Source organism: Paenibacillus sp. MAHUQ-45, assembly GCF_058133325.1.
Genome location: NZ_JBYUPV010000007.1, coordinates 288,509 through 301,206, shown reverse-complemented (window position 1 = coordinate 301,206; position 12,698 = coordinate 288,509). Strand labels below are relative to the sequence as shown.

The window sequence follows — 12,698 nt, the reverse complement described above, 5'->3', positions numbered from 1 at the left end:
CAGTTCCCTTCTATCTTAGGCTCTGAATGGATCGTCGCTGATGCCAGCATCCAGTACGATACGGGCGTATTCTTGAGCGCTGAACAAGGAGTGGTCCTTGTAATTTCCGCATTCCAGGGCAGAGACCGCAGGCACATGCTCGGTTTCGAGAACCTTGTGCAATACCTTAGTAAGTGCCGCTGCCACGTCGGCAGGATTATGCTCGTTCCAGATAATAAGATAGAAGCCAGTTCTGCAACCCATTGGGGAAATATCGATAATACCTTCCAGCTCATCGCGGAGGTAAGTCGCGAGCAAGTGCTCCAGCGTGTGTACCGCTGCTGTCGGCAGGGCATCCTCGTTCGGTTGAAGGAAGCGCAGATCATACTTTTGAATGGTGCTACCCTTCTCATTGCTTTCAGTACCTGCAATTCTTACATAAGGTGCTTTCACCTTGGTGTGGTCTAGTTGGAAACTTTCTACTTGTGCCATGATTATATCTCTTCCTTTCGGGACTTTTCATTCCAAACTATCACAACCCGGTAGGGATGTAAATAGTTAGGTCTGCCAAAGCGGATTATTCATAGTACATTATACGGATTATGTTTGTAAATGTGTTGACATGAATATTAATGCATTGTAACATATGAAACATCTTAAATCTGATGCAATTACTTGGTATTATTCGAACTAGTCTTGCGTTAGGGGAGAGCAACACGTCAAGGGGGAGAAACATCATATGAAGAAAAAATGGATTCATTCTGCACTAATCATCGTCGCTGCCGCACTTTTTATTGCAGGATGCGGTAACAACAAGGAAGCTGCCGGTTCAGGGGATGCTTCCAGCCAGGACAAGAAAACACTGCGAATCAGCTTCAATCCAGGACCTTATAGTGATCAGTTCAAAAATGGAGTAGCACCCTATCTGGAGAAGAAAGGGTATCAAATTACATATAAAGAATTTACCGATGGCATTCAGCCGAACGTGGCTGTGGCTAATGGCGAGATCGACGCGAATGTATTCCAGCATTCTCTGTATCTGCAATCTATCAATGTGAGAGAAAAGATTGATCTGATAGGGGCTGTGCAGGTGCCGACGCCGCCGATGGGCCTTTACTCCAAGAAGCATAAAAGCCTGGACGAGGTGAGCGATGGCGATCAGGTCAATTTGCCGAATGAGCCGGTTAATATGCTTCGTGCGCTCAATGTTCTGAAGGATATCGGCTGGATTACGCTGAAGGACAATATTGATCCGCTGCAGACCTCTCTTTCGGACGTCACTTCCAACCCGCATAACCTGAAGTTCATAGCCACCGAGCCGGCACAAGGTCCACGGGCGCTGGAAGACGTCGATTATGCTGCTATTCAGGGGAACTTCGCTGTTTCTAACAATATTAAGCTGACGACAGCGCTGCAACTGGAGAACATGACGGATCCATTTACCAACATTGTGGCGATTGACAGCAAGAACAAGGACGCACAGTTCGTTAAGGATATTGTAGAGGGCTACCATTCGGACGAGTTCCAGAAATACATCAAATCGAACCCGGTCTATGAGGGTTACAAGCTGCCAAGTTACTTTAAATAATAACTGATCTGGTCTGCCATTCCTTTACGGAGAAGTGGCAGACCCTCCTATTTGTTGAGGGGATAGGATGACGGTGATACCAAAACCGATCTTTGCTAAAGAGGTGTAAAACAATGGACTTTAGACCTTCTAATGTAGTCAGCGAATTACCTAATAATTATTTCAGTGCGCTCAACGACAAGATTGCCTTATACCGCAGCAAGGGAGTTGACGTTATTGATCTGGCAAGTGGAACTCCGGATCAGCCGACCCCGCAGCATATTATCGAAGTTCTGAAAGAAGCGGTCGAAGAGCCGCTGAATCAGGGGTATCCGCCTTTTTACGGTAAGGGAAGCGCGCGGGAGGCGGTAGCAGCTTTTTATAAGCGGGAATACAATGTAGAGCTTGACCCGGAGACGGAGGTAGCTGTGTTCAACGGTTCGGCGATTGGTGTGGTGGGTATTCCACAAAGTCTCCTGAACCCCGGCGATCTGCTGCTGACAACGGATCCCGCATACCCGCCTTATTTCGCTGCGGCGATTCTGGCAAGAGCACAAATTCAGACGATACCCGTCTACGAAGAGGATGGTTTTCTTCCCCGCTATGAGAGCGTTCCTGAAGAGATTGCCCGGAAGGTGAAGCTGTTGATGCTGAACTATCCTAACAATCCGACAGGTGCGATCGCTACGGAAGAATTTTTTGAGCAGACGCTGGCGTTTGCTGCAAAGCACAAGTTTCCGGTGCTGAATGACTTTGCCTACGGTGCCTTTGGCTTCGATGGACACAAGCCGCTGAGCTTCCTTCAGCAGTCTGGGGGCAAAGATTATGGTGTGGAGTTGTATACGGCTTCCAAGACCTATAACATGGCTGGTTGGCGCTTCGGCTTCGCGGTGGGAAATGCTTCGGTCATCGGAGCGCTCAAGCACTTTCATACTCAGGCTTACAGCACGATTTTCGGGGCGGTGCAGGATGCTGCGGCGGCTGCGCTACTTGGACCACAAGAGGGTGTACAGCAGCTTGGGGCCTTATATGAGCAGCGGCGTGACTTTCTGGTGAACCGTTTGCGGGGAATCGGCTGGGCAGTTACAGCGCCCAAGGGCTCGTTCTTCTCCTGGTTCAAAGTGCCGGAAGGGTACACCGCAGAATCTTTTGCGGAGCGTCTGCTGGATGAAGCGCATGTTGCAGTGGCGCCGGGAGCAGGCTTTGGCAAGCAGGGGGAATACTATGTCAGAGTCGGCCTGGTGAACAGCGAGGAGAGGTTGAACGAAGCCATTGATCGAATTGCAGCGACAGGTATTTTTAAAAAATCGGGTATAGCCGTACAGTCAGGAGGCGTGCAGCATGATTGAGCTTAGAGATGTCCATAAATCCTTTGAGCGCAAAGGACAATCCATTAAGGCCTTGAAAGGAGTCAGTCTCCGCGCTGAAAAAGGGGATATTTACGGGGTAATCGGCTACAGTGGTGCTGGCAAAAGCACGCTGATTCGTCTGGTGAACTATTTGGAACGCCCGACCAGCGGTCAGGTCTTTGTAGACGGGGAGCCGCTTGACAAATACAGTCCCTCCGAGCTGCGGCAGGTGAAAAAGCGGATCGGCATGATTTTTCAACATTTTAACCTGCTGGAATCCAAGACTGTATTCGATAATATTGCTATTCCGCTGGTGCTGCTCAAGAAGAGCAAAGAGGAAATCCGCGAGCGTGTTACAGAATTGCTGAAATTCACAGGGCTCAGTGACAAGGCTGCTAGCTACCCTAAGGAACTGTCCGGTGGGCAAAAGCAGCGGGTCGGTATCGCCCGGGCACTTGCCAGTAATCCGTCCATTCTCCTGTGCGATGAAGCGACTTCAGCGCTGGACCCGCAGACGACCAGCTCCATTCTGGAGCTGCTGAAACGGATCAATGAGGAATACAACATCACGATTATGATCATTACCCATGAGATGGCGGTCATCCAGCAGATTTGCAACAAAGTAGCGGTGATGGAACAGGGAGAGATCATTGAGCAGGGCAACGTGCTGGAGGTCTTCGGTAATCCCTGTCATGCTACGACACAGAGCTTCGTACAGACAGTGATTCACAACAGTGTGCCGCAAAGTGTAATCCATACGCTCAAAGCAGAAAGCGGACGAAGGCTATTCAGACTCAAATTCGTCGGTGGTGCGGCATCCGAGCCTGTCATTAACAATCTAATTCGCAATCATGAGGTTAATGTGAATATTTTATTTGCCAATATGACGGAAATTCAGAACACGACGCTGGGAACGATGATTCTGCAGATGAACGGGGATCACGGCACAATTGATCAGGCTGCATCCTATTTGCTGAGTCAGGGCGTTGAGATTACGGAGGTGGATAAAGTATGAATACGGTGATAACGGCAGATCAGCTTTTTGGAGCCCTCAGGGAAACGGTGGTCATGGTGGGCTTCTCCCTGTTCTTCGGCGCATTGCTCGGGATTCCGCTTGGTATTGTACTGGTAATTACACGGCCTGGAGGCGTTCTGGAAAATAAATTTGTTTTTTCGGTACTGAATCCGGTGATCAATATTGTACGTTCTCTTCCGTTCATTATATTGCTGGTCGCCATCATTCCGTTTACAAGATGGGTCGTACATACTTCCATTGGTACTAGTGCGGCTATTGTGCCGCTGATCGTCTATATAGCGCCATACATCGCGCGATTGGTGGAGAATTCTCTGCTTGAAGTCAGTCCGGGAATTCTGGAAGCAGCGGAGGCCATGGGCGCAACGACCTTCCAGGTGATTTGGCATTTTCTGCTGCCGGAGGCGTTTGGGTCTCTGATTCTGACGATGACAACGGCTACGATCGGTCTGATTGGGGCTACGGCTATGGCCGGTACGGTTGGCGGGGGCGGCATCGGTGATTTGGCTATTTCCTACGGGTATCAACGGTTCGATACGTTTGTCATGATCGTTACGGTGGTTATCCTGATTATTTTCGTGCAGGGCATTCAGTCTCTTGGCAACGTGCTGGCTCGTAAGGCTCGGCGTAACTAATGAGCAGGGTGAACGAAGGATTGAAGCCGGAAATTATAGTTCGGGCTGCACCGCAAGAATTCATCTGTAGACCGGGTTCTTGGGGTAGCTTAGAGCAGCACTTGGAGCGAAGAGGCATTCACACAGTATTGATTGTGCATGGCCGGGATTCATGGAGTGCGGCGCAGCCCTTTCTGCCTGAACTGAAGGCGACGGTTGTCCACCTGTATGCATACAGCGGGGAATGCACCTATCCGGAGCGCGACGGAATCGTGGCTGAAGCTGTAGATCGTGAGGCTCAAGCTATTATCGCAGTAGGTGGCGGAAAAATAAGCGATTTGGTCAAAAGCGCAGCAGCCGCACTGCGGCTTCCTGCGATTATTTTGCCCACACTGGCCTCGACCTGTGCGGCATGGTCGTCCCTGAGCGTCATGTATGACGATCAGGGACGCTTTGTGAGTATGGATGTGTTTCCATACAGCAATGCGCTGGTTCTGCTTGATCCACAGGTCATTGCGCAGTCCCCGCCAGAGCTGCTGATCGCCGGTATCGGGGATACCCTGGCCAAATGGTACGAAGCTGATGTGATCATCCGGGGCATGGCTTCCCCTCCAGTAGAGGTGGAGCTGGCTTGGTATGCGGCACGAAAATGCAAGGAGCATCTGCTGCAACACAGCGAGGCTGCACTTGAAGCTCTACGGAGGGGACAGGCCAATGAGGACCTGACACGAATTGCCGAGACTATTATTATGGTTGCTGGTCTTGTGGGCGGCTTCGGAGAGGATTATGGGCGTACAGCGGGTGCTCATTCCATCCATGATGCGCTAACGGCCATACCGGAAGCCCATGGGCAATTGCACGGGAATAAAGTGGCTTACGGAGTGCTGGTGCAGCTTGCGCTAGAGGACAACCGGACGGAGATTGATTTTCTTTTGCCATTCTATGAGCAGTTGGGTCTGCCCGCCTGCCTTCAGGATATGGGACTTGGACATCTGGGGCGTGAGGATTGGCTTCAGCTTGGAGAACGGGCCACCGTTCAGAACGCTTCCATTCACAGAATGCCGGGTCACATTGGAGCAGAAGAAGTAGCAGATGCAATAGCACAGCTTGAGCTTTATACAACAGAATACAGAGCAAATTCCAACAAAGAGAAGGCGGGAAAGTCATGAGTATCGCAATTATCGGGGCAATGGAAGAAGAAGTAGCATTGATCAAATCACATTTGGAGGACATTCAGCAGTTGGTAGTGGCCAAAAGCAATTTCTTCACCGGACGTCTTAAGGGCAAGGATGTTGTGCTGGTGCAATCCGGGATCGGCAAGGCCAACGCGGCAATGACCACCTCCATTTTATTGGAGCGGTTTCAGGTCGAGCTGATTATCAACATTGGTGCTGCAGGTGCGTTGGACCCGGGCCTCCAGATCGGCGATGTAGTAATTGCCGAGGAACTTACCTACAGTGATGTGGATGCTACTGTTTTTAATTATGTCTACGGACAGGTACCGCAGATGCCAGCTTCGTACCCGGTGGATAAGCAATGGGTAGCCTTGGCGCTGGAAGGAGCTGCCCTCATCAATAGTGAGCGGAGCGTCGTGACGGGACTTGTGACCACAGAGGATTCTTTCATCGGGCATTCGGAGCTTGCTGTCTCCATCCGGACACGGTTCCCTGAGTCCAAGGCATCGGACATGGAGGGCGCAGCCATCGCCCAAACGGCTTATCAATTCGGGGTTCCCTTCTTTTCGGTCCGCGGGATCTCAGACAATGTCGGCGCGGGAGCTGCTGAATTGTTCACCTCCAACGTCGATCTGGCCGCGAAGAATTCGGCCGAAGTCGTTGAGGCTTTCCTGACTTTGTATGAACCGGGAAGCTCTTTATAGTATTAAAATATGCTCGTATAAAATGTTACCGTTCACCCCCTGGAAAATGATCCTGGTGTGAACGGTATTTTTATGTCCTAATATATACAAATTAATGGTATTATTAGGGGGTTTTAAATATAATCGATATACCTGCGTAAAAGAATTACATAGTTATATTTTCCGCAATGACGTACTTAGCTCGTGTGAAAATTCCAGCTTCAATCTATTTAGCATAACAATCAAATACATTGGAGGATTACATAATGTCAGGATCACAAGAACCAATCTTGTTTGATTTTCCCGAAAGCTTTGAGACAGAACGTCTGCTGATCCGAGCTCCATTGTGGGGGGATGGCGCCAGTATGCATGAAGCGCTTGTGGAAAGTCAGGAGCTGCTGAAGCCCTGGATGCCGTTCGCCCAAACCTTGCAGACTTTGGAGGAATCAGAGAAGTTCACACGTGAAGCAAGGCTGGAATTTCTAAAGCGTACTGAAATGCACCTGCGTATTTTTGACAAAGCGTCTGGTCGGTTCGTTGGCTGCACCGGATTGCACAGCATCAATTGGGACATTCGCAGTTTTGAAATTGGCTATTGGATCAGGAGCAGCTGCGCTGGCAAAGGGTACATGACCGAAGCGGTGAACAGGGTCACGGAATTTGCGATCCGAGAGCTGGCAGCGAACCGGATTGAGATCCGTTGCAGCGCCCATAATCTGAAAAGTGCAGCCGTAGCGGAACGCGCGGGCTATACGCTGGACGGGATTTTACGTAGCAATCGGCGGGCAATGAACGGGGAATTACATGACAGTAAGGTGTATGCCAAGGTGCGAGGAGCGGAATTTTAGGGGAGAGTGGATTCGTTCCAGCAACAGAGGGTATTTTGCCTATATGCGGCAGGATTCAGAGGTTGTTGAGGAAGGGGCCAGACTCTCAGGGGGTCAGCGCCAGAGACTGTCTATTACCAGGACAATTCTGAAAGATGCACCGACTCTGTTGCTGGATGAAGCTACGGCTCACAGTTGGAGAGTGAATAGGAAGAAGCTCAGATCAAGGAAACGATACTTTCGTCAACAGGTCACTAAATCTATATATAAATAAAGTGCCGCACGCCGTTAAAATACACGGTTGTGCGGCACTTTTGTATTAATTTTCGCTCTGCAAAATGAACTTTTCGATGACATGCTTGACGCCGTCCTCGTTGTTGCTGAGGGTGATGAAATCAGCGATTTCCTTCAGCGCCGGGATTGCGTTATCCATGGCTACACCCAGGCCTGCTGCTTCCAGCATCTCATGGTCGTTCCAGGAATCGCCGACAGCGATGGTCTCGGACAGATCGCATCCGAAATGGCCGGCCAGGAATTCCAGAGCCAAGCCCTTGGTGCCTTCGTGGTGCATGATTTCTAGGAAATAAGGTTTGGATTTGGTGATATGCACCGAATCTCCCAGCAGCTCACGCAGAATCGGCGCCAGCTCATCCAGGAAATCAGGATCGTCGATGATGAGCATTTTTGGTGTTTTTTCTGGCACCAGCTTCTCCCAGTCCGGTTCGATATAGTAACGGGTGTTGTTCAAAGCGGAGTAGTCGATCAGCTTCTGGTTCTCTTCACGGGAGTAAAGTTTATCGTCAATGTAGGTTTGCAAATGCAGATTATGCTCTACACAGTATTCGAACAGCTTGCGTACGGCATCCTGCGGGACATAACGTTCATATAATACGTTCTCGTCCAGCAAGTTCTTCACGAGTGCACCCTGGTACGTAATGATCGGCACGTTAAGTCCGGTTTGGCGGGCAATGGCTTGGGCCGACGCATAGGCGCGTCCAGTGGCCAGTGTTACCACTACACCTGCGGCAACGGCTTGCTCCAACGCTTGCTGCGTGGCCGGGGTAACTTCCTTGTCATCATTAATCAGTGTGTCGTCAATGTCGATAGCAATCAATTTGTACATGGATGGTTTCTCTCTCCTTATTTCTTTCTGGTTATAACAATCAGATCAAATGGGTACTGATGCCTGGCATTGAAAGTTGTCTTATACAGAAAGACAAGTTGTCCAAATTGTATCCTAAAAAAGCAGTAAGAACAAGACAAAGCTGCCGAAGATCCTTTATGGAACAGGCCATTTCAGGGTTCAAGCTAGACAAAAGAGCAGGGTCTTGGTATACTTCGATAACCGCACATTTGTTCGCGTTTACATCTTGGAAAGGGAGCGGTTCTCCTATGATGGGCAAATCCCATTTAATCATCAGCACCGGGGTTACCCTGTCGGTTATGAATCTATTAGGCTATGAGATCACCATTCCAGCCATTGCTGTGGCGGCGGTAAGCTCGCTTATGCCAGATATTGATGAGCCCAATTCATTATTGGTACGCAAGGCTATTCCTGAGTTCGTACTGCGAATTCTTCAGGTGGCGCTGCTTGGCGGAGCTATTTATCTTTATTTTGCCGGCCTAGTACAGCCGCCTTGGAACATTGCGTTGGCGCTGCTTGTCGGCAGCGTTTCTTTCCTGCCGGGACGCAGGCTGAGGCATCTTGTTATGCTGTTGATCGCCTTGGGGCTGATTGCATTCGCAGACGCCTATGCTCCATGGAACTATATTGCAGCTTGCGTGCTAATCGTCGCATCCATTGTCCCGCATCGTGGGCTAACGCACACGCTGTACGGCGTGGCCGGATGGGGCGCGCTGCTGTATTTTGCTTCCCGTGGCTTGGATGATGGCGGCAGCCTGTGGATCGCCGGGTGCATGTCCTATGCGCTGCATCTGCTGGCAGACTCCCTTACTCAGCGCGGGATTACCCCGCTGCCACCAATCCCCTTCAAGCTACGTCTGAGGCTGATGAGCACCGGCACGAAGAAGGGCAGCGCTGTAGAGAATCTGTGTATTGTGCTTACTCTGGCGCTGGTAATCTATGCGTTTATTCTCTCGCCGTAAAGCACCACAGACTGAGCAACGACATTGCAGCAACATGGCTGGGACAATACATAACAGAAATAAGGCTCTTTCGCTGCGCGGTGCAGCGAGAGAGCCTTATTGATTTTTTTATATACAGGAAATCTATTCTTCCAGGAAAACCAGCCCGAAAAATTCCTCCGGCTCGATCCGTCCAAAGTAATGCTTCAGGTCCAGCTCGGCCAGCGCTTGTCTGACTTCGACTTGCTCGTAACGTTTGCCACGAAGTGCATTTTCAACGTCTACCACATCGCCAGCACCGAAGAAATCGCCATAAATTTTAATATCCTTGATGTAGGAATCTTCAATGTCCATCCGGATATCAATAATTCCGGCAGGGAACTTACGTGTGTGTTTGACGTTGCTCTTCGGTGACAATCCATAGTTCCAATCCCAGTTCTGGTAATGCTCCTTGGAAATTTCATGGATTTTTACCCAGTCGTCTTGTTCCAGCTTGTACTGTGGCACCTCGGAAGGCTCCATGCCAAAGATTGAGCGCAGCAGACCGCTGCGGAATTCTTCAATCGTCATATCCGTCCCTAGAAGATCTTTAATGTTGGCTACGCGGCTGCGAACCGACTTCGTACTCTTCGATTTGAACTTCTCCGGATTAACATTCAGCGAAGCTTGTACATCCTCCAGATTGAGGTCGAACATCAGCGTACCATGGCTGAACATGCGTCCGCGTGTAGAGAACTGGGCGTTCCCGGAGATTTTTTGCTCTCCGACCTGCAGATCGTTCCGTCCGCTGAGCTCGGCATTGACGCCCATGCTCCGCAAGTAGTCGATGACCGGCTGCGTGAACTTCAGGAAGTTAAGGAAGGATTCGCCGTCATCCTTGGTAATGAAGCTGAAATTAAGATTGCCGAGGTCATGATAGACCGCCCCGCCGCCAGATAGACGACGCACAACCTGGATGTTATTGTCCTTCACGTACTCCTGGTTAATCTCTTCAATCGTATTTTGATGCTTGCCGATAATGATAGACGGACTGTTGATATAAAAGAGCAAGTAGCTCTCGTCCATAGGCAAATGCTTTAGCGCATATTCTTCAATCGCGAGATTGATGGATGCATCCGTAATCCCCGTGTTATCGATAAATAGCATGGAATGTTCCTCCGTTGCAGCATGATTGAATACAGCCTTTATTTTAAACTAAAAGTAGGGAATTCACAAAAGCGTTTCACTACCCTCTCCACGAGAGATTCGCTCGGCAGCGCGAAGTCATTGACGAATTTCCAGCTAGAGCGCAAAATGAGGGCATTGGCTTACATAGGTAACGTAAATATAAGATAAGGAAGTGCTGTTATGCTTGAAAAATACGGCCACGGCGGGGATTTGCTGACGGCTGCGGAACTCTACGGGGGGAAGGGCCGCGCTTTTCTGGACTTCAGCGCCAACATTAATCCGCTGGGTCCGCCGCCAGGGCTGCTGGAACGGCTGCGGGAGGCGCTGCCCTCGGTCACGGCTTATCCTGACCCTGGCCACCGGATCTTCAAGGGCCTGCTCGCGGAAACGCTGGGTGTGCCCGGTGAATGGCTGACCGTTGGCAACGGCGCCGCCGAAAGTATGTCCTTGCTGCTGCTGGCGCTTGCTCCCAGCAGGGTAGGTCTTGCAGAGCCGTGCTTCTCGGAATATCGCCAGCTATCGGAGCAGTTCGGAGCAGAGGTGTTGACTGTGCAGGGCACCCGGGAGAACGGCTATCGGGCCGGAGTAGAAGAACTCTCCGGCTTACTGGACCGGGTGGAGCTGCTGTTCCTCGGCCAGCCGAACAATCCGAATGGCATCCAGTATTCGCTGGATGAGCTGGTGCTACTGGCGGAAAAGGCCGAGGCTAGTGGTGCATATTTGGCTGTCGATGAGGCCTTCATCGACTTTATTGAGCCGGGGCAGCGGGCCACGCTGCTGCCGGAGCTTGCGCGGTTCCCACACACCGTGCTGATCCGCTCCATGACCAAGTTCTATGCCATTCCAGGCCTGCGGCTCGGGTTCACTATCGCTCATCCGTCGCTTGGCGCTGCCATGTCCGATAAACAGGTCACCTGGAGCGTGAACACGCTCGCTCTCCTGGCTGGAGAGGCGTGCTTGACCAGCGGGCAGGCCTATGAACGCCGCACGCGTGAGCTAATTGCGGCGCAGCGGAAGCTGCTGCTGGAAGGGTTGACTAGAATCGGCTGTGATGTGCTGCCGGGCGAAGCCAACTTCCTGCTGTGCGGTCTACCGCAGCCATGGAGTGCGGCAGAGATGCAGGCCTGTCTGGGGGACAGCGGCATCCTGGTCCGCAGCTGTGCTATGTATCCTGGCCTTGGGCCGGGACATATCCGCATTGCGGTCAAAGGGCATGAGGATAATACCATCTTGCTGCAGCGCATTGAGGAGATTATAAGAGAGCAGCAACGACGAGGCAGTGAAAAAACAATGTTGACGGAGGGGGCAAAGGGATGATGAGAGACATCAATATTAGTGAACAAAATAGAAATGAAACAGAAACAGAAACAGAAACAGAAACAAAACGGAATGAAAACAATCTGGATGAACTCAATCTGAATGAAAACAATCTGAATGAACTCAACAGAGTTGTAATCCAGGGGAATGAAGCCACGCTGAGTCGAGCAAAGCTCCCCTTTATGAATGAAGCTGGGACCGCAGTAATCCATTCTTCGGTCTTTCCCGGGCTGACCCTGGAGCGACAGGAAGACCATCTACTGCTGGCGTTCCCGGTTGAGGTGGATGGACTGTCGAGTGCAGTATATGGCGGGGGCATGATGCCCCTGACACAAGCGGTAAATCTGTTTGTCAGCCGGGATTATGAATGCAGTGATCCGGTGCGCGATATGGAGAACAAGCTCCGGGAATGGGGTTATCCTGCGACAGGCTGCGCCGGCCTGATGACAGCCGTGCCGCTGGAGCATGCTGCGGTATTCGAGGAAGATACCGGCTCTGCCGGAATCTTCTGCTGCGTTACGGCAGCTGCAGGCAATGCGGCTCGTGCAGGGGTAACCCGCCCCGTGCTAAAGGCATACCGGCCAGGCACGATTAACATTATGCTGGGCATTGATGGACGACTATCGCCTGCGGCAATGGTTAATGCTGTGATGACAGCTGTCGAGGCCAAGACAGCCGCTCTCGCGGATCTCGGGATTACTGACCCCGAGAACGGGTTGACGGCGACGGGTACGACAACAGATGCTATCGTACTGGGCGTAAGCCAGAGTGGACGATACGGCGCTGAGCATGTCTATGCCGGGACAGCTACCGATCTGGGCGGTGCTCTGGGGCGGCTGGTCTATGGTGCGGTCACAGCCAGCCTGAAATCGTTGCAGACGAGGAAGGACAGTTAATGAGCA

At 51.1% G+C, this 12,698-nt stretch carries 14 protein-coding genes; 11 read left to right on the top strand and 3 right to left on the bottom strand.

The window, feature by feature from the left end; translation table 11 throughout:
- Positions 1-15: 15 nt before the first annotated feature.
- Positions 16-471 (bottom strand): S-ribosylhomocysteine lyase, encoded by a 456-nt coding sequence (locus AC3Y23_RS17265; RefSeq protein WP_379201104.1) that lies wholly within the window; start codon positions 469-471, stop codon positions 16-18.
- 247 nt (positions 472-718) lie between these two features.
- Between AC3Y23_RS17265 and AC3Y23_RS17260 the strand changes: the two genes are divergently transcribed.
- The 8 genes from AC3Y23_RS17260 to AC3Y23_RS17225 all read left to right on the top strand — a co-directional run bounded on the left by AC3Y23_RS17260 (position 719) and on the right by AC3Y23_RS17225 (position 7,501).
- Positions 719-1,567, top strand: a complete 849-nt coding sequence (locus AC3Y23_RS17260) for a MetQ/NlpA family ABC transporter substrate-binding protein (RefSeq protein WP_379201102.1) — start codon at positions 719-721, stop codon at positions 1,565-1,567.
- 113 nt (positions 1,568-1,680) lie between these two features.
- Complete coding sequence (locus tag AC3Y23_RS17255) at positions 1,681-2,895, top strand: aminotransferase class I/II-fold pyridoxal phosphate-dependent enzyme (RefSeq protein WP_379201100.1); 1,215 nt, start codon at positions 1,681-1,683, stop codon at positions 2,893-2,895.
- Positions 2,888-3,910 (top strand): methionine ABC transporter ATP-binding protein, encoded by a 1,023-nt coding sequence (locus AC3Y23_RS17250; protein ID WP_379201098.1) that lies wholly within the window; start codon positions 2,888-2,890, stop codon positions 3,908-3,910. Before AC3Y23_RS17255 ends, AC3Y23_RS17250 begins: the two co-directional genes overlap by 8 nt.
- The gene (locus AC3Y23_RS17245; protein WP_379201096.1) at positions 3,907-4,563 is read left to right on the top strand and encodes a methionine ABC transporter permease; all 657 of its coding nucleotides are present in this window, start codon (positions 3,907-3,909) and stop codon (positions 4,561-4,563) included. The genes AC3Y23_RS17250 and AC3Y23_RS17245 overlap by 4 nt, the downstream gene beginning before the upstream one ends.
- Positions 4,563-5,711 carry an iron-containing alcohol dehydrogenase family protein gene (locus tag AC3Y23_RS17240; protein WP_379201094.1) on the top strand — a complete coding sequence of 383 codons (1,149 nt, stop codon included), beginning with the start codon at positions 4,563-4,565 and terminating at the stop codon, positions 5,709-5,711. Before AC3Y23_RS17245 ends, AC3Y23_RS17240 begins: the two co-directional genes overlap by 1 nt.
- Positions 5,708-6,421, top strand: coding sequence for a 5'-methylthioadenosine/adenosylhomocysteine nucleosidase (locus AC3Y23_RS17235; protein ID WP_379201092.1), 714 nt, complete (start codon positions 5,708-5,710; stop codon positions 6,419-6,421). The genes AC3Y23_RS17240 and AC3Y23_RS17235 overlap by 4 nt, the downstream gene beginning before the upstream one ends.
- Positions 6,422-6,666: 245 nt before the next feature.
- Positions 6,667-7,248, top strand: coding sequence for a GNAT family N-acetyltransferase (locus AC3Y23_RS17230; RefSeq protein WP_379201090.1), 582 nt, complete (start codon positions 6,667-6,669; stop codon positions 7,246-7,248).
- Positions 7,205-7,501: an ATP-binding cassette domain-containing protein gene (locus AC3Y23_RS17225; RefSeq protein WP_379201088.1), complete on the top strand. Its 297-nt coding sequence runs from the start codon at positions 7,205-7,207 to the stop codon at positions 7,499-7,501. Before AC3Y23_RS17230 ends, AC3Y23_RS17225 begins: the two co-directional genes overlap by 44 nt.
- Before the next feature lie 45 nt (positions 7,502-7,546).
- Here AC3Y23_RS17225 and AC3Y23_RS17220 read toward each other — a convergent pair whose 3' ends face one another.
- Positions 7,547-8,350 carry a Cof-type HAD-IIB family hydrolase gene (locus tag AC3Y23_RS17220; RefSeq protein ID WP_379201086.1) on the bottom strand — a complete coding sequence of 268 codons (804 nt, stop codon included), beginning with the start codon at positions 8,348-8,350 and terminating at the stop codon, positions 7,547-7,549.
- Positions 8,351-8,619: 269 nt separating this feature from the next.
- On the opposite strand from AC3Y23_RS17220, the gene AC3Y23_RS17215 reads away from it, so the two are divergent.
- Entirely contained in the window at positions 8,620-9,333 is a 714-nt protein-coding gene (locus AC3Y23_RS17215) for a metal-dependent hydrolase (protein WP_379201084.1), read from the top strand.
- 123 nt (positions 9,334-9,456) lie between these two features.
- On the opposite strand, the gene lplA is transcribed toward AC3Y23_RS17215, so the two are convergent.
- Positions 9,457-10,458 carry a lipoate--protein ligase gene (lplA, locus tag AC3Y23_RS17210; RefSeq protein ID WP_379201082.1) on the bottom strand — a complete coding sequence of 334 codons (1,002 nt, stop codon included), beginning with the start codon at positions 10,456-10,458 and terminating at the stop codon, positions 9,457-9,459.
- Positions 10,459-10,659: 201 nt separating this feature from the next.
- Here lplA and AC3Y23_RS17205 point away from each other — a divergent pair, with 201 nt between their 5' ends.
- Together AC3Y23_RS17205 and AC3Y23_RS17200 are read left to right on the top strand one after the other, a co-directional pair.
- Positions 10,660-11,796 (top strand): pyridoxal phosphate-dependent aminotransferase, encoded by a 1,137-nt coding sequence (locus tag AC3Y23_RS17205; protein ID WP_379201080.1) that lies wholly within the window; start codon positions 10,660-10,662, stop codon positions 11,794-11,796.
- The gene (locus AC3Y23_RS17200) at positions 11,793-12,692 is read left to right on the top strand and encodes an adenosylcobinamide amidohydrolase (RefSeq protein WP_379201078.1); all 900 of its coding nucleotides are present in this window, start codon (positions 11,793-11,795) and stop codon (positions 12,690-12,692) included. Before AC3Y23_RS17205 ends, AC3Y23_RS17200 begins: the two co-directional genes overlap by 4 nt.
- Positions 12,693-12,698 lie beyond the last annotated feature (6 nt).

Excerpts from the sequence above, each read along its gene's own strand:
- AC3Y23_RS17265 (WP_379201104.1), bottom strand. The coding sequence starts at position 471 with ATGGCACAAGTAGAAAGTTTCCAACTAGACCACACCAAGGTGAAAGCA.
- AC3Y23_RS17260 (WP_379201102.1), top strand. The coding sequence starts at position 719 with ATGAAGAAAAAATGGATTCATTCTGCACTAATCATCGTCGCTGCCGCA.
- AC3Y23_RS17255 (WP_379201100.1), top strand. The coding sequence starts at position 1,681 with ATGGACTTTAGACCTTCTAATGTAGTCAGCGAATTACCTAATAATTAT.
- AC3Y23_RS17250 (WP_379201098.1), top strand. The coding sequence starts at position 2,888 with ATGATTGAGCTTAGAGATGTCCATAAATCCTTTGAGCGCAAAGGACAA.
- AC3Y23_RS17245 (WP_379201096.1), top strand. The coding sequence starts at position 3,907 with ATGAATACGGTGATAACGGCAGATCAGCTTTTTGGAGCCCTCAGGGAA.
- AC3Y23_RS17240 (WP_379201094.1), top strand. The coding sequence starts at position 4,563 with ATGAGCAGGGTGAACGAAGGATTGAAGCCGGAAATTATAGTTCGGGCT.
- AC3Y23_RS17235 (WP_379201092.1), top strand. The coding sequence starts at position 5,708 with ATGAGTATCGCAATTATCGGGGCAATGGAAGAAGAAGTAGCATTGATC.
- AC3Y23_RS17230 (WP_379201090.1), top strand. The coding sequence starts at position 6,667 with ATGTCAGGATCACAAGAACCAATCTTGTTTGATTTTCCCGAAAGCTTT.
- AC3Y23_RS17225 (WP_379201088.1), top strand. The coding sequence starts at position 7,205 with ATGACAGTAAGGTGTATGCCAAGGTGCGAGGAGCGGAATTTTAGGGGA.
- AC3Y23_RS17220 (WP_379201086.1), bottom strand. The coding sequence starts at position 8,350 with ATGTACAAATTGATTGCTATCGACATTGACGACACACTGATTAATGAT.
- AC3Y23_RS17215 (WP_379201084.1), top strand. The coding sequence starts at position 8,620 with ATGATGGGCAAATCCCATTTAATCATCAGCACCGGGGTTACCCTGTCG.
- lplA (WP_379201082.1), bottom strand. The coding sequence starts at position 10,458 with ATGCTATTTATCGATAACACGGGGATTACGGATGCATCCATCAATCTC.
- AC3Y23_RS17205 (WP_379201080.1), top strand. The coding sequence starts at position 10,660 with ATGCTTGAAAAATACGGCCACGGCGGGGATTTGCTGACGGCTGCGGAA.
- AC3Y23_RS17200 (WP_379201078.1), top strand. The coding sequence starts at position 11,793 with ATGATGAGAGACATCAATATTAGTGAACAAAATAGAAATGAAACAGAA.